Source organism: Cypionkella sp. (assembly GCF_034376685.1).
GTDB lineage: Bacteria > Pseudomonadota > Alphaproteobacteria > Rhodobacterales > Rhodobacteraceae > Cypionkella.
The window spans coordinates 150266-174722 of sequence record NZ_JAXMJJ010000002.1; the positions used below are offsets into that span (position 1 = coordinate 150266).

General features: G+C 59.9%; 22 protein-coding genes. 7 read left to right on the top strand and 15 right to left on the bottom strand.

Features of this window, described 5'->3' with window-relative positions; translation table 11 throughout:
• Nucleotides 1-74 precede the first annotated feature (74 nt).
• From U1A24_RS00760 to U1A24_RS00770, 3 genes are all read right to left on the bottom strand, one after another.
• Nucleotides 75-1097, bottom strand: coding sequence for an aspartate-semialdehyde dehydrogenase (locus U1A24_RS00760; RefSeq protein WP_322320079.1), 1023 nt, complete (start codon nt 1095-1097; stop codon nt 75-77).
• Nucleotides 1098-1187: 90 nt separating this feature from the next.
• Nucleotides 1188-2378 (bottom strand): MFS transporter, encoded by a 1191-nt coding sequence (locus U1A24_RS00765; RefSeq protein ID WP_322320080.1) that lies wholly within the window; start codon nt 2376-2378, stop codon nt 1188-1190.
• 16 nt (nt 2379-2394) lie between these two features.
• On the bottom strand, nt 2395-3642 hold the full coding sequence (locus tag U1A24_RS00770) for an MFS transporter (RefSeq protein ID WP_322320081.1): 1248 nt from the start codon (nt 3640-3642) through the stop codon (nt 2395-2397).
• Between the two features lie 142 nt (nt 3643-3784).
• On the opposite strand from U1A24_RS00770, the gene U1A24_RS00775 reads away from it, so the two are divergent.
• Nucleotides 3785-5389 (top strand): alpha-glucosidase, encoded by a 1605-nt coding sequence (locus U1A24_RS00775; protein ID WP_322320082.1) that lies wholly within the window; start codon nt 3785-3787, stop codon nt 5387-5389.
• Between the two features lie 58 nt (nt 5390-5447).
• Here U1A24_RS00775 and U1A24_RS00780 read toward each other — a convergent pair whose 3' ends face one another.
• From U1A24_RS00780 to U1A24_RS00795, 4 genes are read right to left on the bottom strand one after another with little or no spacing between them, the layout of a single operon-like run.
• Nucleotides 5448-7358: a beta-galactosidase gene (locus U1A24_RS00780; RefSeq protein ID WP_322320083.1), complete on the bottom strand. Its 1911-nt coding sequence runs from the start codon at nt 7356-7358 to the stop codon at nt 5448-5450.
• Nucleotides 7359-7377: 19 nt separating this feature from the next.
• On the bottom strand, nt 7378-8229 hold the full coding sequence (locus tag U1A24_RS00785; RefSeq protein WP_322320084.1) for an SMP-30/gluconolactonase/LRE family protein: 852 nt from the start codon (nt 8227-8229) through the stop codon (nt 7378-7380).
• On the bottom strand, nt 8226-8831 hold the full coding sequence (locus U1A24_RS00790; RefSeq protein WP_322320085.1) for a 2-dehydro-3-deoxy-6-phosphogalactonate aldolase: 606 nt from the start codon (nt 8829-8831) through the stop codon (nt 8226-8228). The genes U1A24_RS00785 and U1A24_RS00790 overlap by 4 nt, the downstream gene beginning before the upstream one ends.
• Nucleotides 8828-9730, bottom strand: a complete 903-nt coding sequence (locus U1A24_RS00795) for a 2-dehydro-3-deoxygalactonokinase (RefSeq protein WP_322320086.1) — start codon at nt 9728-9730, stop codon at nt 8828-8830. Before U1A24_RS00795 ends, U1A24_RS00790 begins: the two co-directional genes overlap by 4 nt.
• Before the next feature lie 86 nt (nt 9731-9816).
• Between U1A24_RS00795 and U1A24_RS00800 the strand changes: the two genes are divergently transcribed.
• Nucleotides 9817-10605: an IclR family transcriptional regulator gene (locus U1A24_RS00800; RefSeq protein ID WP_322320087.1), complete on the top strand. Its 789-nt coding sequence runs from the start codon at nt 9817-9819 to the stop codon at nt 10603-10605.
• A gap of 19 nt (nt 10606-10624) precedes the next feature.
• Here U1A24_RS00800 and U1A24_RS00805 read toward each other — a convergent pair whose 3' ends face one another.
• A complete protein-coding gene (locus U1A24_RS00805; RefSeq protein ID WP_322320088.1) occupies nt 10625-11527 on the bottom strand; it encodes a rhodanese-related sulfurtransferase in 903 nt (300 codons plus the stop codon).
• Between the two features lie 136 nt (nt 11528-11663).
• On the opposite strand from U1A24_RS00805, the gene pncA reads away from it, so the two are divergent.
• The 3 genes from pncA (at nt 11664) to pncB (ending at nt 15899) form a co-directional block, all read left to right on the top strand.
• The gene (pncA, locus tag U1A24_RS00810; protein WP_322320089.1) at nt 11664-12272 is read left to right on the top strand and encodes a bifunctional nicotinamidase/pyrazinamidase; all 609 of its coding nucleotides are present in this window, start codon (nt 11664-11666) and stop codon (nt 12270-12272) included.
• 64 nt (nt 12273-12336) lie between these two features.
• Entirely contained in the window at nt 12337-14673 is a 2337-nt protein-coding gene (locus tag U1A24_RS00815) for a hybrid sensor histidine kinase/response regulator (protein ID WP_322320090.1), read from the top strand.
• Nucleotides 14607-15899 carry a nicotinate phosphoribosyltransferase gene (gene pncB, locus U1A24_RS00820; protein WP_322320091.1) on the top strand — a complete coding sequence of 431 codons (1293 nt, stop codon included), beginning with the start codon at nt 14607-14609 and terminating at the stop codon, nt 15897-15899. The genes U1A24_RS00815 and pncB overlap by 67 nt, the downstream gene beginning before the upstream one ends.
• Here the strand turns inward: pncB and U1A24_RS00825 are convergent.
• From U1A24_RS00825 to U1A24_RS00855, 7 genes are all read right to left on the bottom strand, one after another.
• Entirely contained in the window at nt 15896-16834 is a 939-nt protein-coding gene (locus U1A24_RS00825) for a phosphotransferase enzyme family protein (protein ID WP_322320092.1), read from the bottom strand. The two genes, pncB and U1A24_RS00825, sit on opposite strands and share 4 nt — an antisense overlap.
• Entirely contained in the window at nt 16831-17253 is a 423-nt protein-coding gene (gene arfB / locus U1A24_RS00830; protein ID WP_322320093.1) for an alternative ribosome rescue aminoacyl-tRNA hydrolase ArfB, read from the bottom strand. Before arfB ends, U1A24_RS00825 begins: the two co-directional genes overlap by 4 nt.
• 265 nt (nt 17254-17518) lie before the next feature.
• Entirely contained in the window at nt 17519-18139 is a 621-nt protein-coding gene (locus tag U1A24_RS00835) for a queuosine precursor transporter (protein ID WP_322320094.1), read from the bottom strand.
• Nucleotides 18140-18219: 80 nt separating this feature from the next.
• A complete protein-coding gene (locus tag U1A24_RS00840; RefSeq protein WP_322320095.1) occupies nt 18220-19119 on the bottom strand; it encodes an esterase-like activity of phytase family protein in 900 nt (299 codons plus the stop codon).
• Complete coding sequence (gene mepA / locus U1A24_RS00845) at nt 19092-19979, bottom strand: penicillin-insensitive murein endopeptidase (RefSeq protein WP_322320096.1); 888 nt, start codon at nt 19977-19979, stop codon at nt 19092-19094. The genes U1A24_RS00840 and mepA overlap by 28 nt, the downstream gene beginning before the upstream one ends.
• The gene (locus tag U1A24_RS00850) at nt 19976-21343 is read right to left on the bottom strand and encodes an MFS transporter (RefSeq protein WP_322320097.1); all 1368 of its coding nucleotides are present in this window, start codon (nt 21341-21343) and stop codon (nt 19976-19978) included. The genes mepA and U1A24_RS00850 overlap by 4 nt, the downstream gene beginning before the upstream one ends.
• Nucleotides 21344-21409: 66 nt before the next feature.
• Entirely contained in the window at nt 21410-21943 is a 534-nt protein-coding gene (locus U1A24_RS00855; RefSeq protein ID WP_322320098.1) for an acyl-CoA thioesterase, read from the bottom strand.
• A 126-nt stretch (nt 21944-22069) separates the two neighbouring features.
• On the opposite strand from U1A24_RS00855, the gene U1A24_RS00860 reads away from it, so the two are divergent.
• On the top strand, nt 22070-22357 hold the full coding sequence (locus U1A24_RS00860; RefSeq protein ID WP_322320099.1) for a YggT family protein: 288 nt from the start codon (nt 22070-22072) through the stop codon (nt 22355-22357).
• A gap of 39 nt (nt 22358-22396) precedes the next feature.
• Nucleotides 22397-24442, top strand: a complete 2046-nt coding sequence (recQ, locus tag U1A24_RS00865; RefSeq protein ID WP_322320100.1) for a DNA helicase RecQ — start codon at nt 22397-22399, stop codon at nt 24440-24442.
• Nucleotides 24443-24457 lie beyond the last annotated feature (15 nt).

Sequence of the window (24457 nt, forward strand, 5' to 3'; positions counted from 1 at the left end):
CAATGGTCCCGAGTTGGGACCAACAAAAAGCCCCGCCAAAAGGCAGGGCTTTTCAAATCTCAGTGCGGGCCCGATCAGCCCTTTTTCAGATGCCGACTGCCCAGCAATTCCGCGATCTGAACCGCATTCAAAGCAGCCCCCTTGCGCAGGTTATCCGAGACGCACCACAGATTGATGCCGTTATCAATCGTGCTGTCCTGCCGGATGCGGCTGATATAGGTCGCATAATCGCCCACACATTCGATCGGGGTGATGTAGCCGCCATCTTCGCGCTTATCGATCACCATGATGCCGGGAGACTCGCGCAGAATATCGCGGGCTTCATGTTCATCAAGGAACTCTTCGAACTCGATGTTGATCGATTCCGAATGCCCCACAAACACCGGAACCCGCACGCAGGTCGCGGTGACTTTGATATTCTTGTCGAGGATCTTCTTGGTCTCGGCGACCATCTTCCACTCTTCTTTGGTGGAGCCATCATCGAGGAACACATCAATATGCGGGATCACGTTGAACGCGATTTGCTTGGTGAACTTTGAAGGCCGCACTTCCTGACCGGGGACGTAGAGGCCCTTGGTCTGGTCCCACAGCTCGTCAATGCCCTCTTTGCCCGCGCCCGACACCGATTGATAGGTCGAGACAACCACGCGCTTGATCCGCGCGCGGTCATGCAAAGGCTTCAGAGCCACCACCATCTGCGCTGTCGAGCAGTTCGGGTTGGCGATGATCATCTTGTTGGTATAACCCGCAATCGCATCCGCGTTCACCTCTGGCACGATCAGCGGCACGGCGGGGTCGTAGCGATAGAGCGACGAGTTGTCGATCACCACGCAGCCAGCCGCAGCGGCTTTCGGGGCGTAAATTTTGGTCGCATCCGAGCCCACGGCGAACAAAGCGATGTCCCAGCCGGTGAAATCGAAAGTCTCGAGATCCTTAGTCTTAACGGTCTTGTCGCCAAAGCTGATTTCAGTGCCCAGCGATTTACGCGATGCCAAAGCGGCAATCTCGTCAATCGGGAACTCGCGCTCGGCGAGGATGTTCAGCATTTCGCGGCCCACGTTACCCGTGGCACCCGCGACGACGACCTTATAGCCCATCGGGGTTCTCCTAAATTCTGTCAGTGACCATCAAAGACGAGGCCTGTTAGCGCATGGGGCGGCGCGGGGGAAGCGTAAAACGCGGGCGGGTCAGTCGGTGCGGTCTTTCGACAGCAGATATACCACCAACCCGGCGGTCAGCAGGGCGGCGTAGAAGGCAAACAGCGCGGCATAGGGCGTGCTGGGCGGGGCGCTGTTGATCACCGTGGCGCTGGGGGTCAGGGCGTGGTGCAAACGCCCGGTCAGAATTTGCATGATGCCCGCCGCGCCAATGCCGAACAGGTTGATCAGTGTCACCCCACGCCCAATCAGATGCGGCGGCAAAAAGGCGCGGCCATGCGCCATCACCATCGGGAACGAGGCTCCGAAAAAGCCAACGCCGGCAAGTAGGACGACGGGCATGATGCCCGGCCCGCCGGGGTGGGCATAGAGGCCGAGCAGGCAGGCGACGGCCAAGGCGTTGCCGCCAAAAACCAACCACTTGCGACTGCCCAGGATCCGATCCAGCGGGCCATAGGCGAAGTTGCCTGCCACCATGGCCAGACCCATGATCAGCGTCACAAAACCGATCCGCTCGGCATCGGCCTGGAACACATCGGTCAGATAGGGGCCAGCCCAAAGCCCGCGCAGGCCAGCGGCCGGGGCATAGCAGGCGGCCATCATGATCAGGATCGGCCACAGCGCGGGCATCCGCAGCAGATCGAGCAACGAGCCTTTAGAGGTGTGGATCACACGCTCCGGGTCGCGCACCAGCAGCCAGATCGCGGCGGCGGTTACGAAGGTGACGATACACAGCGTCCACATTGCCCCACGCCAGCCAATAGCCTCGACCGCCAGCGACAACGGCAGCGAGGCCGCGATGTTACCCAGCGAACCGATGCCGATCACCACGCCCGCAAGGGTGCCGAAGACGGCGGGCGAAAAGCTGCGGGCGAAGATGTAATAGGCCGCCATCAGCACCGGCGCGCAGCCCATCCCGATCAGCACCATCGCCACGTTGATCGCCCCCGGCCCGGTCGCCATCGCAAACACCGCAGCGCCGATGCCGCCCATCGCCAGCAATCCGGCGGTGGTCAGGCGGGGGCCGATCCGGTCCAGCGCCTCACCCACCGGGATCTGCATCAGCGCGAAGGCGAGAAACCACAGGCCCGAGGCCGAGGCGAGGTTCTCGGCTGTCGCTCCAATATCCGCAGCCAAGACAGGCGAAAGCACCGCCAGAAAGGCGCGGTAGAATTGGCTGAGCACATAGGCCAGCACAAGGGCAGCAATTCCGACGCGCATGGGGGATCCTATCGGTTCAGGCGGGCTGCGCCAGCAAGGGTTTCTCGCGGATTGGCAGATGCACGATGGCCGAGAATGCGCCGACGCCAACGCCGATCCACCAGACGGTGCTGTAATCTCCGGTCACGTCATACAACTTGCCACCCAGCCAGACGCCAAGGAAGCTGCCGACTTGGTGCGAGAAGAACACCACACCATAGAGCGTCCCCATGTAGCGCAACCCGTAGATATGCGCGACAAGGCCAGAGGTTAGCGGCACGGTCGCCAGCCACAGGCTGCCCATCACCAGCGAGAAGATCAGCACGGTGGCGGGGGTCATCGGTAGCAGGATGAACAAAGCCGAGGCCACGGTGCGGGCGACATAGATGCCCGACAGCAGGTATTTTTTGGTATAGCGCTTGCCCATCCAGCCCGCCAGGATGCTGCCCGCGATGTTCGCCAGCCCGATCACCGAAATTGCGATTGCACCTAGGATCGAGGTGGTGGTGATGCCGATATCCGCCAGCAGGCCCGAGGGGTCAATCGCGCCGCACATCTCGGTGACAAATGCCGGAAAATGCGCGGTGATGAAACCCAACTGATAGCCGCAGGAAAAGAAGCCGACGAAGATCATCGTGAAGGACGGGTCTTTGAAGGCGCGTTTCAGCACGGTGCCGAGGGATTCATCAAGCTCGGCCTTGGTGGCCAAGGTGGGCGAGCGCAGGAATGGCAGCGCGAACAGGGTGCACAGGATCACCACCGCGAAGATCACGAAGACCGCTTGCCAGTGGTAGTATTGCAGCAGTATTTGCGCGGCGGGCGCGCCGAACACTTGCCCAGCCGAGCCTGCGGCAGTGGCGATGCCCAAAGCGAGCGAGCGGTTTTCCGGCTTGGCGGCGCGGCCAACAATCGCAAGGATCACGCCAAAGCCGGTTCCTGCGATGCCAAAACCCACCAAGATTTCAAGCAGTTGCATCTGACCGGGGGTGACGGCGAAGCTGGAGAGCACCAAGCCGAGGGCGTAGAGGATTGCACCCGCGATGATGGCGCGGCGGTCGCCAAAGCGTTCTGCCAATGCGCCAAAGATCGGCTGACCTACGCCCCAAGCAAGGTTCTGGATCGCGATGGCCATCGAGAACTCGGCGCGCGGCCAGTTGAATTCGGCGGCGATAGGAATCTGGAACACCCCGAAACTGGCGCGGATGGCGAAGTTCAGCAGCAGCACCGCGCAGCCTGCGATCAGGATCGGCGTGAAGATGCTGGATTTGGGGGAGGTCTGGATCATGGCGGGCTCCTGCTTGGCGTCACGGTTAGCCGATGGCTTTGCAGGGTCAATGGCAGAATTGTATGGGGCACAAGCCGGGCGGTCTGTGCAAGGCTTCCAAAGCGGTTTAGGCTTTGGGAAATCATAGGAAACGGAGGCAGGAATGGCGGAATGGTGGCGTGGCTCGGTGACCTATCAGGTCTATCCCCGGTCGTTTCAGGATGACAATGGCGACGGGATCGGCGATCTGAAGGGCATCACGCGGCGTCTGGATCATATCGCCGGTCTGGGTTGCGATGCGGTGTGGCTGTCGCCGTTTTTCACCTCGCCGATGCTGGATATGGGCTATGATGTGGCCGACTATACCGATGTCGATCCGGTGTTCGGCACGCTGGCGGATTTCGATGCCCTGGTGGAGCGGGCGCATGGTCTGGGTCTGAAGGTGATCATTGATCAGGTGCTGAACCATTCATCTGACAAGCATCCGTTCTTCGCGGAAAGCCGGAAGAACCGCGAGAATGATAAGTCGGATTGGTATATCTGGGTCGATCCCCGCCCGGATGGCACGCCGCCTTGTAACTGGCTGTCGGTGTTCGGCGGGCCGGCGTTTACCTGGGATGCCCGGCGCAAACAGTATTACATGCACTCGTTTTTGCCGCAGCAACCCGACTTCAACTACCGCAATCCGGCGGTGGTGGAGTATATGGAAAGCGTTTTGCGGTTCTGGCTGGATCGCGGGGTGGATGGCTTCCGCTTTGATACGGTGAACTATTTCTACAAGGACGCGCAGTTCCGCAATGATGCCGCCGATTACCGGGTGAAAATGAAGGTGGACGGCAACCCTTATGAAATGCAGTATCATTTGTTCTCAAAGGGTCAGCCGGAAAATCTGGGTTGGATGGAGCGTATTCGCCGGGTGATGGATGAATATACGGATCGCGCCACCGTTGGTGAGATGGGCGAAGCGCATCATGCCATTCGGATGATGGGGGAATACACTGCCCCCGGTCGGCTGCATCAATGTTATTCGTTTGAGATGATGGGCTACGATTATTCGGCGGCGTTCTTTCGTGGCAAGATCGAGGAATTCTTCACCGGCGCACCGGACGGCTGGCCGATGTGGGCGTTTTCCAACCATGACGTGGTGCGGCAAGCCTCACGTTGGGCCAAGCATGGGGTGTCGCAAGACGCTTTGGCGCGGCAGGCCGGGGCGCTGTTGCTGTCGTTTCAGGGTTCTATTTGTCTGTGGGAGGGGGAGGAGATCGGTCAGACCGATACCGAACTGGTGTTCGAGGAGTTGACCGATCCGCAGGGCATCAACTTCTGGCCCGAGCCGATTGGGCGCGACAACACCCGCACACCGATGGTTTGGGATGCCTCGCCAAATGGCGGATTTTCCACGGGCAAGCCGTGGCTGCCGGTGAAAGCGCCGCAACTGGCGCGGAATGTGGCGGCGCAGGTTGGCGTTGCGGGATCGGTGCTGGAAACCTATCGCGCAATGCTGGCGTTTCGGAAGGGCTCGGATGCCTTGCTGGCGGGAGCGACGCAGTTCTTCCACCTGCCCGAGCCGATTTTGGCCTTCACCCGTGACGATGCGGTGCTGTGCGTGTTCAATCTGTCACCAGAGGCTGTTGCGCTTGCCGTTGAGGGTGCGAGCGGGCTGGAAGGTCCGTCACAAGACGCGGTTCTGGATGGCACGCTCTTGGCGCTGGGGCCGAATGGCTTTGCGTTCCTGACGGTGGACGGGGCAGTATCTGTGCGGGCTTAGAGCGGCCCGCTTGCCAAGGGCATCGGGGGTTTAGCCCCCGATGCAGCTTAATCTTATCCTAGCGGGGTGCAATTTCCTGCCAGGAGACGCCCGCAGCGGGAATGGTTTTGCCATCCCATTCGACATCGAAAGCATTGTAATTGAACAGGAAACGATGGGTCTCGGTATCCCTGCGTCGTAGACCTTCCGGCAGCGGATCGGCTTCAATCCCGGCCTTATGGCACAGCGCCGTCAGGATGCGGGCCGAGGCGATATCGTCGAGCCATCCGGCAAGGTAGTGGATCCCCCCGGCACAGATCAGCGCAGGCCAACCGTCGGCGGTGGTCTCGACCACTTCATCCGTGGTCTCAATCTTCTCACGCCAGTGCACGAACTGGCCGCTGTTGGAAAGCGGAACCGTCAGCGCGGGCGGCAGGCTTTCGACACGGGCAACGGTGGCCGTCATGCCCGGCAGATTGGGCGGCAGAGGCACCGGAGTGGCGAACTCAACTGTTTTGGCGTTGCTGCGTGGGCCGATCAACGAGATGCCTTTGTAAGCGGCCAGCGCCGTCAGGAAAGGCTGCGACAGGGTGGCGACACCGGGGGCGAGCACCAATTTATAGGCGGACAAATCGGCGCAATCCGGCGGGATGATGTCGATGTTCAGACCCAAACGCCGCAGGGCGCGATAGGTCTCAAACGCAAGGTGGAAATAGCTGAAATCACGGCCCTGCGGTTGTGTTTCCCATGCCCAAGCTGAAGCGTAATCGAATACCAGGGCTGCGTCGGCGCGGGCGGTGGAAACATCGGGCATTTCCGCCAACTCGACCGCGACTTGCGCGGCTTCGTCATGCGCAGGGGCGGCGATACTGTCTGGCCGCAGCAGACCCGCGTGCATTTGTTCCTGCGCAAACGGGGCCTGACGCCAACGGAAATAGCAGACCGCCTCGGCCCCATGCGCAAAAGCCTCCCACGCCCACAGCCGGGCCATACCCGGCAGCGGATCGGGGTTCCACGGCGCCCAATTCACCGGGCCGGGTTGCTGCTCCATGATCCACCAGCGGCCACGACCGACGGCGCGGTACAGGTCGTGGTGGAAGGCCTGATAATCAGGCTCGCCTTGCCGGACAAAGCGCAGACGGTTCTCGGGGGTAGACGGCGCGCGATCTGACAAAAAGCCCAGCGGGTAAGCATCCCATGATGCGATATCGAGGTCGGCTCCGGTCGCGAAGTGATCGAAATCAGTGACTTGGCCCATGTAGTTGTGCGCGATGGGTGCCGCCGAATGGCGACGGATGATCTCGGTTTGCAGACGATTGAACGCGGCAACCTCATCGCTGGCGAAGCGGCGAAAGGCCATGACATGCGCCGGGTTGGCCTCGGTCACCGTCAGATTGGGCAGGGCGACCTCGCTGAAATCAGCATAGTCCATCGACCAGAACACGTTGCCCCAAGCGCGGTTCAGCGCATCTGGCGACTGATAGCGTTGCGCCAACCAATCGCGGAAGGCGTGCAGCGCTGCGGACGAATAGGACAAAGTAGTGTTGTGGCAGGAATACTCATTGTCGGTCTGCCACGCCGCGACATGCGGGTTTTTGCCGTAACGCTCGGCGAGCGCCGTGACGATCTTGGCGCATTCTGCACGGTAGGGGCGATGACTGAAATCATAGTGGCGGCGTGATCCGAAGCCACGCTGCTTGCCATCTTTATCCACCGCCAGCATGTCGGGATGTTTGGTCAGCATCCAGCGCGGGGGGGTGGCGGTGGGGGTGCCAAGCACGACTTTCAACCCTGCAGCGCCCAAGGCTTCGATAGCGCGGTCCAGCCAGCCCCAATCATAGCTTCCGGGTGTCGGCTCCATCCGCGCCCAGGCGAATTCGCCGATCCGCACCCAGGTCAGGCCCAATTTTGCCATCTGCGCGGCATCCTCGACCCATTGCGATTCAGGCCAATGTTCGGGGTAGTAGCAGACGCCAAGGGTACGCTTCATATTTATGACCTTTAATTCACTATAGTATGACTTGATGTTCGCGTTGGCCTTTGGCAGCGCCTTCGATCACGAAAGTCGCCCCGGAATTGGGGGCGATGCGGAGAGCTTCCGTATCCAGATTCTTGCGCGCCGAGGTGACGATCAAGGCGCTCAGTTGCGGACCGGCGAAAGCGGGGCAAGTGGTTTGCGGGGCATCGACCGGAATGGATCGCAGGAACGTGCCGTCAGTATCATAGGCACTGACACGCGAAGCGCCCCATTGCGCGAGCCACATCACGCCAGCCGCATCAATCACCGCGCCGTCGGGGTAAAGACCCTCGGCTGTCAGATCAAGAAACACCTCAGGCGCGGCATTCGGCCAACCGTCTGCGTCCAGAGTGACCTTCATCACCTTATAGGTCACGGTATCGGTGAAATGGGCGAAGGTTCCGCTGGGCGGAAAGCAAATGGCGTTCGGGACGGTTATATCGCTGTAAAGCTTGCGCAATTCGCCACGATAGTAGCGGTAGATCGCGCCCGCGCCCGCCGCCTCATCCTTTGCCATCGTACCAATCCAGAAACCACCTTGCGGATCGGCGCGGCCATCGTTGGGGCGGTTCTTCGGCTTGTCTTGCTCCAAAAGGCAGAGGGTTTCGACTTCTTCTGTTTCCAGATCGAACAGGAACAGATCGCGCTCTCCGGCGATCAGAAGAACGTCTTCGGAAACCCAACCTGCTGCTGAAACGATCTCGGGGAAGCGCCATTCGCGCGGCCCATCGCGGTCTTGCGACAGCAGTTTCTGGTTGTTGATATCAAACCAGAACATTTGTTCACGAATTGGGTGCCAAAGCGGGCCTTCGCCCAGATCACACAGGCGTGGATCGAAAATCATGCGCTGGCCTCATCATATGCGGTGACGATTTCGCGGGCTTTCGCGGCGACTTCAACGACCGACAGACCCGGCGTGTAAAGCGCTGTGCCGATGCCGAAACCACTGGCACCCGCCTTGATCCATTCGCGGAAATTCGAGGCACCTGCCCCACCCACCGCGTAGACCTCGCAAGTTTTGGGCAGCACGGCGCGGATGGCTTTCAAGCCGTCAGTGCCGATCAGGTTGGCGGGGAAAATCTTCAACCCATCTGCCCCTGCCGCCAAAGCCGCGAAGCATTCGGTCGGCGTCATCACCCCCGGCCAACTCGCCATGCCGGCGGCTTTGCTGGCGCGGATGACTTCGGGGTTACAGTTGGGGGAGACGATCAGACGGCCCCCAGCAGCGGCGACGGCGGCCACGTCCTGCACGGACAGCACTGTGCCTGCGCCGATTTCTGCGTGCGATCCGAAGGCTTTAGCCATCGACGCAATCGACTCGAACGGGTCTGGCGAGTTCAGCGGCACCTCAATGCGGGTGATGCCTGCGGAGATCAGTGCTTCGGCCACCGGCACGGCCTCGGCAGGGGTGATGCCGCGCAGAATGGCGATCAGGGGGCGAGTCATGGCTTGGCTTTCTGCAAAACACCGCGTGCAGCGGCAAGCCCTGCGAGGGTGCAGGCGGTGGCGTCTAGGGTTTCGGAAACAGCCCCTTGCGCAGTCAGCGCAGAGGCGTAGCGGCCGGACAGTGCTTCAGCACCGATCAGGGCAATGCGCAGGCCGAGCCAATAGGGTTTGGCAGCAGCGAGTTCCAATCCGATCAGCAAGCCCGACAATCGCGAGCGGGCGGCAGCAGGCGAAAGATTATCCAAGAGGCCCTCGGCACGCAATGTGAACAGGCGTGCGGAAATCTTCTCTGGTCGCTCCATTGCGTCCGCCAACCCTACGGCAAAAGCCGCTTCATCGCTGCCCTCGCCGACCATACCATGCCGCAACACCGATTGTTGCGACAGCAGCGCGAACATCTCTCCGGTCATGAAGGTCTGGAAAGACACCACCTCACCCGCCGAGACATGCACCCATTTCGAATGGGTGCCGGGCAGGCAGAACACGCCGTCAAATCCCGGCAGCAGCGCCAAGGCGCCCGCGATCTGGGTTTCCTCGCCGCGCATCACATCGGCGGGCTTGGTTTGGGATAAGCCGGGCGCGATCATCACGCGAATGCGGGGATCGCTGGTGGGGACCGCCATCAACTCGCCCGAGGCCACTGGAGCGCAAGGCACGCTGCGATAGGGCGCTTCCATCCAGCCCTGCCGCGCACCAACCATGCCGCAGGCGATCACTGGTGTCGCTGTTGCAGCCAACCATGGTGCGATCACGCGCAACAGGGCTGGCTCAAACTCGGCCTTGACCAATTTCCCCATACCTTCGTCGGAACCGCCAGACGCCAGCACGCCTTCCGGCCCCATCGCCCAAGTGCGCAGGTTTGAGGTGCCCCAATCGACGGCAATCCAGTCGGGCGTCATTGCGGTTCCATTATTTGAAACTAAGTCTTGCATAGTGATAACTATGCGATTTACCCTAGGCCCTGTCAATTCCCACGGGGGGCAAGATGCGCGGTAATAGTCACGACAGCCCGCAAGATGGCACGGTCGGCAAGGCGCTGGACGTGCTGGAGACGGTGGCCGCCCTTGCTCCGGTGCGGTTCAGCGATCTGCTGGCGCGCGGCGGTTATCCAAAGGCGACGCTGTATCGCCTGCTGCAGACCCTGACACATCAGGGCATGCTTGCCTATGACGAGGATCGTGGCAGCTATAGTTTGGGCCTGCGGCTGGTCAGATTGGCGCATGGGGCTTGGGCGCAAAGCTCACTTGCCCCACTGGCGCGGCGGGCATTGGATGAGCTGGCGGCGCTGACAGGTGAGACGGTGCATCTGGCGCAGATGGATCAGGGTCAGGTGCTGTATGTCGACAAACGCAACGCTGCACGACCGGTCGAGATGTTTTCGCAGGCTGGCAAGGTTGGGCCAGCCTATTGCACCGGGGTCGGCAAGGCGATGCTGGCGTTTATGCCCGAGGCCATGCTGACCGCAGCCCTAGCGCGGCAGAGCTTTCACCGCTTCACGGCGCAGACCTTGGACAGCCCTGCCTTGCTGCTTGAATTGACCGCAATCCGGGCGCGCGGGTATGCCTATGACAACGAGGAACATGAGGCGGGTATCATCTGTGTGGCCGCCCCGATTCTGGCGCGCTCTGGTCGGATGATCGGTGCGCTTTCCGTCACCTCGACCACGGCGCGCAGCAGTTTGCAGGCTTTGGAGGCGCATGTCGCGCGGCTGAAGCTGACGGCGTCAGAAATTGCAGTCGAGGCGGAAAGCTGGCGGTTTCCTGAGCACGGTTAGGCAGGACGGCACGGATGCCTCAGTCCGAAAAGTGCTTCTCGCCGCGTGCTGCGGCCAGATCCAACTGCCGTTGACGCTCGCGGAAGCGAGTGCGATCCGCCTCGGAATATTCGCCCGCGCAATGATGGCAGCAGGCACCGCGCTCGTATTCCGGGCGCTGTTTGTCTTCGGCGCTGATCGGGCGACGGCATGCGTGGCAACTGTCATAATCGCCGGGGATCAGCCCATGCCCAACCGAGACACGGCCATCGAAAACATAGCACTCACCATCCCACATTGAGGCTTCGGCGGGCACATCTTCGAGGTATTTCAGGATGCCACCCTTCAGGTGGAACACCTCATTCACTCCCTGCCCCAGCAGGTAATTCGTTGATTTCTCACAGCGAATCCCACCTGTGCAGAACATCGCAATCCGCTTGCCCCGGTATTCGTCTTTATGCTCTTCCCACCATTTCGGGAAATCGCGGAAGGTGCGAATGTCGGGGTCAACCGCGCCATGAAAGGTGCCGATGCCGACCTCGTAATCATTGCGGGTATCAATCAGCGCCACATCGGGCGAGGATATCAGCGCATTCCAATCCTGCGGAGCGACATAAGACCCCACCCGCGCCACCGGATCGACATCCGGCTGGCCCATCGTCACAATCTCGCGCTTCAGCTTCACCTTCATGCGGCCAAACGGCATTTCGGCAGAAAAGCTTTCCTTGTGCTCCAACGCCGCACAGCCCGGCAGGCTGCGCAGATGCGCGAGAACGGCAGCGATCCCGGAAGCAGCGCCAGCGATTGTGCCATTGATGCCTTCGTGCGCAAGCAGAAGTGATCCCTTCACGCCATGCTGCGCGCAAATCTCAACCAACGGCCCGCGCAGAGCCGCAGGATCAGGGAACCGGGTGAAGTGATACAGGGCGGCAACGGTCAGCATACCGGCGATTTAAGGCCTCTGTCGCCGCAGGGCAATATGTTTAGCAGCCATATGTTTGAGCCCTGTGGCCTTGGCTTTCGGTTGACCCCAAAGAAGGTGCCGCTTACCCAATAAGCAACCGAAAAGGAGAGTGCCGATGCGCCCAGCCCATGAAGCCCTGATCGTGATCGATGTGCAGAATGATTTCTGCCCCGGCGGCGCTTTGGCCGTGACCGATGGCGATGCGATTGTCCCGCAGATCAATGCTTTGATGGCGGAATTTGACTGTGTGGTGTTGACGCAAGATTGGCATCCGGCGGATCATTCCTCCTTTGCTGCCAACCATCCGGGTGCGGAGGCATTCTCGCTGATCCAGATGCCCTATGGCCCGCAAGTACTGTGGCCCGCGCATTGTGTGCATGGCTCTGCGGGGGCAGCGTTCCATCCGGGTCTGCAAACCAATCCTGCGCAACTGATTGTCCGCAAAGGCTTTCGCTCTGGTATAGACAGCTATTCAGCCTTCTTTGAGAATGATCGCGCCACGCCCACTGGCCTTGAAGGCTATCTGCGCGCGCGCGGGATCACATCGTTGACGCTGGTTGGTTTGGCCACTGATTTCTGCGTGGCCTATTCGGCATTGGATGCGACAAGGCTTGGCTTTAATGTGACCCTGCTTGAAGAAGCCTGCCGCGCTATCGACCTGAATGGCACGCTGGCCGAGGCGAAGGCGAAGTGTTTGGCCGCAGGCGTAGGCTGGATCGGCTGACGGTTACCTTGAATTAACCCTTGCGGTCTAGCTTTGCCCTGCGACAGGCAAAAGGCCGCTCTGGATGAACTCTGCACTCAAGAAGGAAATTGGCCAGTTTCTGGTGCGCAACAGCAAGGACGGGCTGTTCTTGCGTTATGCGCGGGCGCGCGCACGCGGATTTCTCATGCGGCAGACCATGACGGCCATAGGTGCTGCCAGCATTGCGGTGCTGTCCTCTGCTTGGCTTGGGGCCCTGGCCGCAGGCTTGGCTTTGTTAGGCGAAGCGATTGATTGCCTGACGCTTTTCTACATCGCACGCCGCTATGCTGAGGGGCCTGTCCCTGCGTCAGCGCGTGGTTGGGCCGCGATAACCGGCGCGATTCAGGCACTGACCATTGCCGCCTGCGTGATGATCTGCTGGCGGATGATCCCGTTTCAAGGCGCGCGTTTTTTTGCCGCTGCCTTCCTGATGTCAGCGGTGATCAACGCTGGCCTCGTGCGGCGGCATTTCGCGTTTGGTACCCAATTGCGCCTGACGATTTACGCCGCAACCGGTCTTTCCATGCTGATCGTGGACGGCCTGACAGAGCAGGACAGCTTGGGTCCAGAGGCCTGGTTTGCCTTCATTTCCGTGTTAATGCTGGCCTATACAGCCGCGCTGTTCATCCGGGCCGTGGAACGCGGGCAAAGCGAACGGCTGCGCTTTGAGCATGCCCTGCTGCAAGAAAGCATGGCATTGGACCTTGCTCGTATTGCAGCGGCAGAGACGGCACACAAGGCAGAGCGTTTGGCATTGGTTGCGCAACATGCCACTGATTCTATTGTTATTACTGACCCAGACGGCTTCATCGAATGGGTGAATGAAGGCTTCACCCGCATGACCGGCTATGGTTTTGACGAATCTGTGGGGCTGCATCCGGGTGATCTGTTGAATACGGAAGAGACCAGCCTTGCTGCGCTGGATCAATTGCTGCAGGCCCGCAAGAACGCGCAGCCGGTTCGCGTTGAGATTCAAAACCGTACCAAATCCGGTCGGGTGATCTGGGTTGAAATTGCGATGACCCCGGTGCTTGGTGCCGATGGCGCACCCACGGTTTTTGTCGCGGTTGAGCGTGACATCACCCAAGCCAAGGCCCATGCCGCAGAGCTTGCCCAAGCCCGCATCGCCGCCGAGGCCGCAGCGCAGGCCAAATCACAGTTCCTCGCGACGATGAGCCATGAAATTCGCACGCCCATGAACGGGGTGATCGGGGTGGCCGAACTGTTGGAGGAAACCCAGCTTGACCAGATCCAGCGGCAATATGTCAGAACAATTGTTGACTCCAACCACGCGCTGTTGACCATCATCAACGACGTGCTTGATCTCTCCAAGCTGCAAGCAGGCAAATTTGATCTGCGTGCTGAGCCGTTCTGCATCACCGAAAGTGTAACCAGCGCGCTGGACCTGTTGCGCCCGACTGCCTTGAAAAAGGGCATCTGTCTAGAGGCAGACCTGCCAGAATCCGCCCCGTTGCATTTGGGAGATTCTGGACGGTTGCGACAGATCCTGTTGAACCTGCTGGGAAACGCGGTGAAGTTTACCGCACAAGGCCGCGTGACCGCATCGGTGCGCGTCATTGCCGAGGGTCAATGTGATCAGATCCGCATTGCAATCACCGACAGTGGTATCGGCATCCCTACTGATCGGCTTGATCATGTCTTTGACAGTTTTGCGCAGGCCGATGCCGCAATCTCACGGCAGTTTGGCGGCACGGGCCTTGGCCTGACGATCTCACGCCTGCTCGCGCAGCAGATGGGCGGCGATATCGAGGTGGTTTCTGAACTGGGTCAAGGCTCTGTCTTCACGGCGGTCCTGCGCTTGCCACGCGCAGCGCAAACGGCCGTAGCGCGGCCCAGGATCAACGCAGCACCGACCACCACTTTGCGCCTGCTGGTCGCCGAAGACAACCGCACCAACATGCTGGTGACCCGCAAGCTGCTGGAGCGTTCGGTCGCATCCATTGAAGAGGCTGAAAACGGCAAACTGGCGGTGGCAGCTTATTGCCGCGCCCAACCTGATCTGCTGCTGATGGATGTCTCGATGCCCGAGATGCATGGTCAGGATGCTACTCGCGAGATCCGTCGATTTGAGACCGAAGCGGGTCTGCCACGTTGTCCGATTGTGGCCCTGACCGCCTATGCCTCTGCTGAAGAGGCCGCCCTGTGCCTTGATGCAGGCATGGACGCTGTTTTGACCAAGCCACTGATCCGAGCCGAGCTGTACGCATTGCTGGAACGCACCGCAGCTGCACGGGATCGTTTTGACCTTACCCCTGTTCATGCCTTAGACAGTGAGGCAAAGGGAGGGCCGTCATGGTTGACATCGCCGCACGCGTCTGGAACCACAAGTGGAAGATCGACCCGATCGTCCGCTCGCTGATTGATACAGATTTTTACAAGCTTCTGATGTGTCAGTCTATTTTCAGGAACAAGCCGGATACATCTGTCACCTTCAGCCTGATAAACCGCAGCAAGTCCGTGCGCTTGGCCGATCTGATTGATGAAGGTGAACTGCGCGAACAACTCGACCACGTCCGCTCGCTAAGTTTGACGCGCGGCGAAAGCACTTGGCTGCGCGGCAATACCTTTTACGGCAAACGCCAGATGTTCCGCCCCGATTTCATGGAGTGGTTCGAGGGGATGCGGCTGCCAGCCTATCATCTGGAAAAACGCGACGGCCAATATGAGTTGACCTTTGAAGGCAGCTGGCCCGAAGTGATGCTTTGGGAAATTCCGGCGCTTTCGGTTCTGATGGAGTTGCGCAGCCGCGTTGTGCTGGAAAAACAGGGGCGCTTCGAGCTGCAGGTGCTCTATGCCCGCGCCATGACCAAGCTGTGGGAAAAAATCACCCAGCTGCGTGAGATTGACGGCTTGAAGATCGCCGATTTCGGCACCCGGCGGCGACATTCCTTTCTGTGGCAAGATTGGGCGGTGCAGGCGATGCAGGAAGGGTTGGAGGGCAAATTCACCGGCACCTCAAACTGTCTGATTGCGATGCGGCGCGAGGTGGAGGCAATCGGTACCAACGCGCACGAACTGCCGATGGTCTATGCCGCACTGGCGCAATCTGACGCAGAACTTGCACAGTCGCCCTATCAAGTTCTGGCCGATTGGCAGGAAGAGCATGACGGCAATCTGCGCATCATTCTGCCAGATACCTTTGGCACCGAGGGCTTTTTGAAACGTGCGCCGGACTGGCTGGCTTCGTGGACGGGCATCCGTATTGACAGTGGCGACCCGGCGACAGGCGCAGAAATTGCCATCCAGTGGTGGAAAGACCGGGGCGAAGATCCGCTGCAAAAGCTGGTGATCTTTTCGGATGGCCTCGACGTCGACAAGATCGTTGAATTGCAGCGGAAATTTCGGGGTCGCGTCAGGGTGTCCTTCGGTTGGGGCACAATGCTGACCAATGATTTCCGCGGCCTGGCGCCAAATGACGGGTTGGCTCCGTTCAGTGTGGTCTGCAAGGCGATCGCCGCGAACGGACGGCCAACCGTCAAGCTTTCAGACAATCCGAACAAGGCGATGGGCCCCGCAGATCAGATTGCACGCTACAAACGCGTGTTCGGGGTGGGGGAACAGGTCGCGCAGGAAGTGGTGGTTTAGACCAACACGGCTTGTGCACACATCACGGCGCGGGCGATGTGGCTTTTGTGGATTGGATCATCGGGGGCGAGACGTGGCGCCGCCCAGCCAACAGAGGCGCAACAGCGGGCCAGGGTGAAAACTTCGGCCATTCTGAAGCTGGCAGGCCGGGTTTCGGCGTAGCCTGCCACCAAAGCATCGCGGATCTGGGGATAGTCCGGCTCGTACAGGTTTTGGCTTAGGGCAGTGCCAAGATCGTACAGCCGAAACCCAAAGCCGCTGTCATCAAAGTCGATCAGTGAAAGCGAACCAGCCTTCACAAGCACGTTCTCACGCAACACATCGGCGTGGATTGGGCCAAAATCACCCCCTTGTTGCTGGTGATCGGTGATCTGATCCCGCAGAAACTTGCGGGCCTGGCGCAGGATTTCGGCTTGGGCCGGCTCTGCGGCGGGATGCTCCCAGAAGCGGCCCCAGAACGGAGCCTCGCCCACCAAGCCTGCCGTATCCCAACACGGCCGGGTGAAGTCAGGCGGCAAAGTCAACCGATCGGTTGCGCTGTGAACGCTGGCGAGCAGTTGGCCCAGTGCAAAGTGCCGCGTCAAACGGTCTTCCGGAGCGCAGGGCAAAGGTTTGCCAGCTTCGCCAAAGGCGTCTCCCTCTATCCAGCGGATGATCGACGCATTACGGCCGTTGAACAGTTTCACCAGAAAATCACCCGAGCGGCTGGGCAGAGCAGCGGGCACGGCGACACCTTCGCGTGCCAAGGCAGCGCACCACCACAACTCGGATCGAATCGCGGCATCATCCTGATAGCCTTGACGATGCAACCGCAGCGCTGCCCGCCCAGTTGGCAGGGCAACCTCGAATACCGCGTTCTCACGGTTACGCAACAGACGTGTCACGCTGCCATTCCAATGGCTTACAGCTTCATCCGCCAATTCTGTCAGCGTCATTCCTCGTCACCGGGTTTACCGCGCAGGGCTTTGACCTCACCACGCTGCACCTTTGCCGCAACGCGACGCAACTGGCTGCCGTAGCTTGGCTTGGTGGCGATCCGGCGTTTTGGGGCGACCAATGCGGCGCGGATCAGATCGGCCAGACGTTCGCGGGCGATTTCGCGATTGCGCGCCTGACTGCGGGTGTCTTCGACCTGAAGCACCAGTGCGCCTTCCAATGTCCAGCGCCGCCCCGCCAGCTTTTTCAGCCGCGCCTTCACCCCCGGCGCAAGGTTCGGCGAACGTTCAGCTTCAAACCGAAGTTCCACCGCCGTGGAGACTTTGTTAACGTTCTGCCCACCCGGACCCGAGGCGCGCACAAAGCTTTCGCTCAGCTCCCAATCGGCAATCGAAATGGTGTCAGTGATCCACAACATGCGGCCAAACTAACGGGCTGCGCTAAAAAGAGAAAGGGCTGCCAGCCTGTACGTGGCAACCCTTTCCGAGATCTAAGGAGATGGGCCAGTTAGGTATCAAAAGCCCAATCTGTGGTTTGTTTCACTAGAGGGCTGCCCCTAGAAAACACCCCCCATGACTGTCCCGACACCGCTCTCCAATATCACTCTAGACACTGGGTCACCTCCTTTCAAAATGTTGCCGATAAGGAAAGCGTGACACAGATTTTCGGTTTGTCAAAAGGTTTTACGCGCTCTTCCTTGCGTATTTTGCAATCGCCATGCGGAACGGCATCAGCGCGATTAAATCGACAGCAACTTTGACACAAAAGTCGGCCAAACCGAGCGAAACCCACAGCGGAACTTCGGTGCCGAAACCCAAAAGCGGCACTTGGGTCGCGGCCCAAGACACATCATTTGCGGGCTCCAACCAGATGAAAGCGCTGGAGAATGCCAAAGTGAAAAACAAAACCGTATCAACGCTGGAGCCAAGCAGCGACCCCAGGAACGGCGCGCGCCACCAAGCGGTGCGGCGCAGTTTGTCGAACACGACCACGTCCACCAACTGCCCGGTCAAAAACGCCAAACCCGAGGCGATGGCGATGCGCAGAGTGACCAGCGGACCAAACTCGCCGACGATCTGCGTGCCGATCACCGAACAGATCAGACCGACAGCGAAACCCGCATAGACCACGCGACGGGCGGCGGCGGCACCATGAAAGCGGTTGACCAGTTCTGACACCAAAAAGGCGAAGGGATAGGTAAAAGCGCCCCAAGTCAGCCATTGGCCAATCGGATATTGCACCAGAATGTTCGAGGCCAAGACGATGATGGCCATGGCGATGACGCCAGGCAGCAGTTTGTTCATTTTGTGATCCGTTTTTTACAAGGTCGCGGAGACTTGGCCCATTGTGGGACGCGGCGGATTAGCGCGGGGGCGAGGGCCTGTCAATCCGGCAGTTGATATTCGACGATTTCCGTGCGCAGGAAGAATTGGAAATTGTCGTCCGAGACCATCGTGGCCGTCAGATGTCCCGCCGCGTCGCGCCAGATCGAGACCCCCTCCAGATTGTCATACAGCCCGACCGGGGTTTGCAGCAGGGTTTCGCCGTCGTCAAAACCCTTTGCGCTCAAGGTAAATCGCCGCAGGCGGCTGGAAAATCCGGCGAGGCCTCGAAAATCCCGCTCCAGCAGATAGAATTTGCCATCGGGGCCAAAATCAGCGCCGACCGCAAGATAGCCGTCCTTTCTGGGAACTTGCAGGCGCTTGTCCCATTTGCCGGCCTTGAAACGGTAGACCGGAAACGGGCTTTGCTCGGCACCCGAGCGTTCGGGCAGGGTGTAAAGCACACCTTTGGCATCAATCGCCAAGGCCTCAAGCGCGGAGTTTCTTTGCATGGCTTTGAAGTCGCGCGGCACGGGCAGGCCCTGCGCCGGGCCGTTCAGTTTCGGGTAGTGCTGCACCCGCGCTACCCCCTCGAACGAAATATAGACCGAGCCATCGGGTGCCAATGCAATGCCCTCGCTGTCCGATGATCCCGGTTTCAGCGGTTTGCCGTCCACCCCCTGCAGTAGCGAGATCGGATTTGCGGCAATCGACTTAATGCGACCCGTGGTGGCATCGCGGGTGATTTTGCCCGTCGTGTAGGCCCCCTTATCGGAGAGCACGATGATATCGCGGCCATTCCCGGCGACTTCAATGCCGGAAAACCCGCCAAAGCGCGGGTCGTCCATCGTCCAACGGATGGCACTGAGAAAACCGGGCGGCGGGGTTGGGCTGGCGCTGCCCTCCAGGCCCGCGATCAGCACAAGTCCCGCGGCTACCGCGAGGAAAGCACGTCTGCGCATTGGCGGGGCAAATCAGCCATCGTGTATTCGCGCGGGCCCTTCTTGCGCGGGGCAGGTTTGCCCGGATTTTTTGAGGGTTTGGGGTTCAGATACTCATCCGACACCCACCAGGCGAGGGTTTCATCGCAGCCATCGCCGCCATTTGACAGATCAGACACGCTGGGCGTTTGCGTTTCACACAGCCGCGCGCCTTTCGGGCATTTCAGCCGCACATGGAAATGCGTGTCATGTCCCGGAACCGGGCGGATTTTTTGCAGCCATTTCTTGTCAGACTTCCGCGCGGTCTTGCACATCTCAATTTTCACGGCGGCGGCAACGAAAATCCGATCCACCCGCGCATCCGAGGCCGCCGCTTTCAGCAAAGCCGCATGGCGTGGCGTCCAGTTCGAGGTCACCGATTTCTGATCGGCAGAGCGCACCGGGATCGAGCTGATATTCTCGCGGTCTTTTCGGCTTAGGGTCAGTTTTTTCGGCGGCAACATCCAGATGTCGGCATCCAGACCGATTTGATGACTGGCATGGCCCGACGTCATCGGCCCGCCGCGCGGCTGACTCATGTCGCCAATATAAAGCCCGCGCCACCCGATCTGCGTCGCGCTTTTCGACAGATCTTCCAGAAACTGCACCAGCACCGGCTGGCCGAAATTGCGATGCCGCGAAAGCCGCATCGCTTGCCATGTCGGCCCGGTTTCGGGCAATGCAACCATCCCCGCCCCGCAGCCGCGCGCGTAAGAACCAATCGGGGTCGCGTCTTGCCCACTGGGTTGATCCGCCGCACCAAACAGCTTGTTCGCCAGTTTTTCCGCTTGGGCTGGCAACGGCGCCAACAGAGCCAAACAGAGAATCAGTTTACGTATCATGGCTGCTCACCTTTGGGGTTAACCCAAATTAACATAACAAGCCCGATCAGGAAGAGCAGGATCACCGGCGAAATCCCGATGCGCGCGGATTCGCTGTAGTGCGAAACGACCGCGATCAGGAAGGGAGAGATAAAGCTGGCGACTTTGCCAGAAAGTGCAAACAGGCCAAAGGCTTCGGTTGCGCGATCGGGCGTGGTATGCCGCACCAACATGGTGCGCGAGGCTGCCTGCAACGGCCCGCCTGCGGCACCGATCAGCCCGCCGCAAATGTAGAAGATGATGTCTGGCGTGTTCGATGCGGGATCCATCGCGATGCCCCAGAGGCTTTCGCGCGTCATCCCGACGATCACAGTGCAGACCAGTATCAGCACCACGATCGACCAGCCGATCACAAAGCGCGGGCCATAGCGGCGGTCAAGCCGCCCGCCAACCCAAGATGCAAACATCGCTGTAATGCTGCCCAAAATGCCGAACACCCCAATTTCGGTGATCGACCAATCCAGCACATGCGAGGCGTATACCCCACCGAAGCCGTAAAGTGCGTTCAGCGCGTCGCGGTAGGCCAGCGAAGATCCCAGATAGGCCGCAAGGCTTTTGCGGAAGCGCAGGCTTTTCAGCAGATCAACCAGACTGGCAAGCGCCGCGCCGACATGCAGCCGTCCGGCAGGCATCTTCGGCTCTTTCACCCAAAGGAAAAACGGGATCATAAAGATCACATACCAAATTGCCGTCAGCGGTCCGACCATCCGCGTGCCTTCACGCGATTCAGTATCAAGCCCGAAAAGCGGATCAATCCCGATCAATGTTTTGCCCGTGGTAGCATTTTCGGCAAACAGCGCCAGCATCAGAATCAGCGCCAAAAGCCCACCCAGATAACCAAACGCAAAGCCCGATCCCGAAATGGCACCGATATCGTCGTGATCGGAAAGCGTCGGCATCAGCGCATTGGTGAAGATGGTGGTAAATTCCATCCCGATGAAGCCAAGGCCGAAAAATGCCACGGCCCAAACCAGAGTGCTGGCCTCACCGCCCGGCATCACCCACCACAGACCATAGGCGCCGACAACATAGAAGATCGAGAAGATCCAGACCCAGATCAAACGGCGTCCGGTGCCGTCGGCAATCGCGCCGAGAATGGGCGCAAGCACCGCGACAATCACCGAAGCGATCGTCAATCCAAAGCCCCAATAGGCCTGAGCCGCGGCCTTGGCGGCTTCTTCCTCCATCCCGGTGCCCATATAGTAGCCTCGGGCGGTTTCCGCGAAATATGGGCCGAAAATGAAGGTCAGCAACAAGGTGTTGTAGGGTTGGCTGGCCCAGTCGAAAAACCACCAGCCCCAGATACGCTGCCGTGCCGTTGCCATGCCCTGCCCCTTTATGCGGTTTTCCGCATTCAAGCCTGAAAAACCGCCCTCGTGCAAGCGCCGTGCTTAAGCACGCTGCGGCGGCCAAGGCCGCAGAGCGTCAGCGGCGATCCAGGCCGCAATCCAATCTGGCAGAACCGGACTTTCTGTCGGATATCCCAGCGCGGTGATCACGTCATTTGGCTTCACCATCCCCGCCTTTGAGATGAAGGCATAGCGCAGCAGCATATGGCTGGTGCATTCGTCGCCGCGCCAGAAACTTTGCTCGATATAGCCAAAGCGGTCGTCCCAGCCGACCACCCGGCTGATCTGCGTGACTTTCTGGAACACCGTCACCCGTTTGCGATAGCGCGTGGTGTTGCCCGCAACCGTAATCCCCCAGCCATGCGCTTTGGCGACTTTCGCAAACCCCATCCGCACCGACATCGGAATCCGCCCCAGATCGAACAGGGTCAGCGTGCGGCCGTTGTTCAGTTCGCGCCACGGATCAAGATCCCAAGGCCAAATTCGATGGGTGCTGACATGCGGGTCAAACAGACCCAAGGGCGGTGCTTTGCGAAATTTCCAAAGCTCTTTGGCCATGCGAATATAGGGATACATCGGGCACCTCCAGCGCATGACCTGCCGTTTGTCGCGCCCAACGTCAACCAAAACGCTGCGGAAAGCATTGCCCTTTTGGGGGTGGAGCGTTACCTCTGCCACAATCTCTTGTGGTTGGAGCGGCCGATGACCTCTGTATTCGAAATCTTGTTGATGATCCTCAATATCGTCCAGTGGATCATTCTTGCCCATATCATCATGAGCTGGCTGATCAATTTTCAGGTTCTGAACCTGCGGCAACCGATCGTGGCACAAATCTGGCTTGGCCTGAATCGCCTGCTAGAGCCGGTTTACAGTCGCGTTCGCGCGATTCTGCCAAACACACCGGGCCTGGATCTGGCGCCGCTGATCGTGCTTCTGGTGATCTATGGCCTGCGGATCGTGGTCTCTAACAATATGTACAGCTTTTCCTGATCTGATGCCGTCAGCGCCGCTTTGGCGCGAAGAAAGCCCATGCCCGCACCGCAAGACCTTCTGCATTCGATTTTCGGCTTCCCCGGCTTTCGCCCCGGTCAGGAAGAGATTGTCGATGCGGTGATGGCAGGGCGCAACACGCTGGCAATCATGCCAACGGGTGGCGGGAAATCTTTGTGCTTTCAACTGCCTGCGCTGTGCCGCGAGGGTGTGACGGTGGTGATCTCGCCCCTGATAGCGCTGATGCGGGATCAGGTGCGCAGCCTGAAAGAAGCAGGGGTTGAGGCCGGTGCACTGACGTCCGGCAATACCGAGGAGCAGACCGAAGAGGTGTTTGCGGCATTGGATGCGGGGCGGCTCAAGCTGCTTTACATGGCGCCCGAGCGGCTGGCCTCGTCCGCCACTTTGCCATTACTGCGACGGATCAACTGCACAATGATCGCCGTCGACGAAGCGCATTGCGTCAGCCAATGGGGACATGATTTCCGCCCGGACTACCTGCGCATTGGCGAATTGCGCCGCGCTTTGAACGTGCCTCTGGCGGCGTTTACGGCCACCGCCGATGAAGAGACCCGCGCCGAAATTGTCACCCGGTTGTTTGATGGCAAAGCCCCGGATAGCTTTCTGCGCGGTTTTGATCGCCCAAATATCCATCTGGCCTTTGCGGTAAAGGACAGCCCGCGCGATCAGATTTTGCGCTTTGCAGGCGCGCGACGCGGGCAATCCGGTATCGTTTATTGCGCCACGCGGGCAAAGACCGAAACGCTCGCGCAGGCTTTGCGCGCAGAGGCGCATTCGGCCTGCTTTTATCATGGCGGCATGGATGCCGAGGATCGTCGCCGCGTCGAGATCAGGTTTCAGCAAGAAGACGGGCTGATCGTTGTGGCCACCGTCGCGTTCGGGATGGGTATCGACAAGCCCGATATTCGCTGGGTTGCCCATGCGGATCTGCCGAAATCCATCGAGGGCTATTATCAGGAAATCGGACGCGCAGGGCGTGACGGAGCGCCTGCTGAGACGATGACGCTGTACGGCCCCGATGACATCCGCCTGCGCCGTACGCAAATCGACGAGGGCGCCGCCCCTCCCGACCGCAAAGCGGCTGATCACGGGCGGCTGAACGCCCTGCTTGGTCTGGCCGAGGCAATGGCCTGCCGCCGCCAAGTGCTGCTTGGATATTTTGGTGAGATAGCCGAGCCCTGCGGCAACTGTGATCTGTGCCAACGCCCCGCGCTTTTGTTCGACGCCACCGATGCGGTGCGCAAAGCCCTGTCCGCGATGCTACGGACAGGTGAATGGTTCGGCGCGGGTCATCTGATTGATATTCTTACCGGAAACTCCACCCCCAAAGTGCGCGAAAAAGGCCATGATCAACTGCCGACCTTCGCCGTCGGGCGCGATTTGTCGAAACCGGCTTGGGGGGCGGTGTTCCGCCAGATGATGGGGCGCGATCTGGTGCGGCCTGACCCGGACCGTTTTGGTGCTTTGCGGATGACCGATGCGGCCCGTCCGATCCTGCGTGGCGAGGCGCAGATCACCTTGCGCAAGGATACCATCGACAAAGCCGTGCCGCGCGTGGCGATTAAGACCCAGGTGTCTGAGGAAGACGCCAGCCTGCTTTCCGCGCTGAAAGCCAAACGCCGGGCTTTGGCCGAGGCGGCCGGCGTGCCCGCCTATGTAATTTTTGCCGACAAAACCTTGATAGAAATGGCTGAAATCCGCCCTGGCAGTTTGGATGCGATGATGGGGATCACTGGAGTCGGGGCGAAAAAGCTGGAAAGCTATGGGGCCGCGTTTTTACAGATCATCACGGGTGCAGTGGCAGCGCCAATGCATCCGGCCCGCCGCGCATTGGTCGGGCGCGACGCCGGCAGTTTGTATGATCGGCTGAGCGAGGTGCAACTGCAACTGGCGCGCGGCGACGACGGCATCGGCAAACATCTGTCCTGCACCCAATCCACCTTGCGCCATATTGCGGAACGGCGGCCCTCAACCCTGAGCGAACTTGCCAATATTCAGGGCATGGGCGATCAGAAAATCGACCGTTTTGGCGCGGCCTTCTTGGAGGTCTTGCGAGACTGTTAATGCCCGCTATGTCTT

Bases quoted from the DNA above. Each gene is read 5' to 3' on its own strand.
- U1A24_RS00800 (WP_322320087.1), top strand. From the start codon at position 9,817: ATGCGCGGTAATAGTCACGACAGCCCGCAAGATGGCACGGTCGGCAAG.
- U1A24_RS00765 (WP_322320080.1), bottom strand. From the start codon at position 2,378: ATGCGCGTCGGAATTGCTGCCCTTGTGCTGGCCTATGTGCTCAGCCAA.
- recQ (WP_322320100.1), top strand. From the start codon at position 22,397: ATGCCCGCACCGCAAGACCTTCTGCATTCGATTTTCGGCTTCCCCGGC.
- U1A24_RS00775 (WP_322320082.1), top strand. From the start codon at position 3,785: ATGGCGGAATGGTGGCGTGGCTCGGTGACCTATCAGGTCTATCCCCGG.
- pncB (WP_322320091.1), top strand. From the start codon at position 14,607: ATGGTTGACATCGCCGCACGCGTCTGGAACCACAAGTGGAAGATCGAC.
- U1A24_RS00815 (WP_322320090.1), top strand. From the start codon at position 12,337: ATGAACTCTGCACTCAAGAAGGAAATTGGCCAGTTTCTGGTGCGCAAC.
- pncA (WP_322320089.1), top strand. From the start codon at position 11,664: ATGCGCCCAGCCCATGAAGCCCTGATCGTGATCGATGTGCAGAATGAT.
- U1A24_RS00860 (WP_322320099.1), top strand. From the start codon at position 22,070: ATGACCTCTGTATTCGAAATCTTGTTGATGATCCTCAATATCGTCCAG.
- U1A24_RS00805 (WP_322320088.1), bottom strand. From the start codon at position 11,527: ATGCTGACCGTTGCCGCCCTGTATCACTTCACCCGGTTCCCTGATCCT.
- U1A24_RS00855 (WP_322320098.1), bottom strand. From the start codon at position 21,943: ATGTATCCCTATATTCGCATGGCCAAAGAGCTTTGGAAATTTCGCAAA.
- U1A24_RS00780 (WP_322320083.1), bottom strand. From the start codon at position 7,358: ATGAAGCGTACCCTTGGCGTCTGCTACTACCCCGAACATTGGCCTGAA.
- U1A24_RS00850 (WP_322320097.1), bottom strand. From the start codon at position 21,343: ATGGCAACGGCACGGCAGCGTATCTGGGGCTGGTGGTTTTTCGACTGG.
- U1A24_RS00760 (WP_322320079.1), bottom strand. From the start codon at position 1,097: ATGGGCTATAAGGTCGTCGTCGCGGGTGCCACGGGTAACGTGGGCCGC.
- U1A24_RS00795 (WP_322320086.1), bottom strand. From the start codon at position 9,730: ATGACGCCCGACTGGATTGCCGTCGATTGGGGCACCTCAAACCTGCGC.
- arfB (WP_322320093.1), bottom strand. From the start codon at position 17,253: ATGTTGTGGATCACTGACACCATTTCGATTGCCGATTGGGAGCTGAGC.
- mepA (WP_322320096.1), bottom strand. From the start codon at position 19,979: ATGATACGTAAACTGATTCTCTGTTTGGCTCTGTTGGCGCCGTTGCCA.
- U1A24_RS00770 (WP_322320081.1), bottom strand. From the start codon at position 3,642: ATGATCCAGACCTCCCCCAAATCCAGCATCTTCACGCCGATCCTGATC.
- U1A24_RS00840 (WP_322320095.1), bottom strand. From the start codon at position 19,119: ATGCGCAGACGTGCTTTCCTCGCGGTAGCCGCGGGACTTGTGCTGATC.
- U1A24_RS00785 (WP_322320084.1), bottom strand. From the start codon at position 8,229: ATGATTTTCGATCCACGCCTGTGTGATCTGGGCGAAGGCCCGCTTTGG.
- U1A24_RS00790 (WP_322320085.1), bottom strand. From the start codon at position 8,831: ATGACTCGCCCCCTGATCGCCATTCTGCGCGGCATCACCCCTGCCGAG.
- U1A24_RS00835 (WP_322320094.1), bottom strand. From the start codon at position 18,139: ATGAACAAACTGCTGCCTGGCGTCATCGCCATGGCCATCATCGTCTTG.
- U1A24_RS00825 (WP_322320092.1), bottom strand. From the start codon at position 16,834: ATGACGCTGACAGAATTGGCGGATGAAGCTGTAAGCCATTGGAATGGC.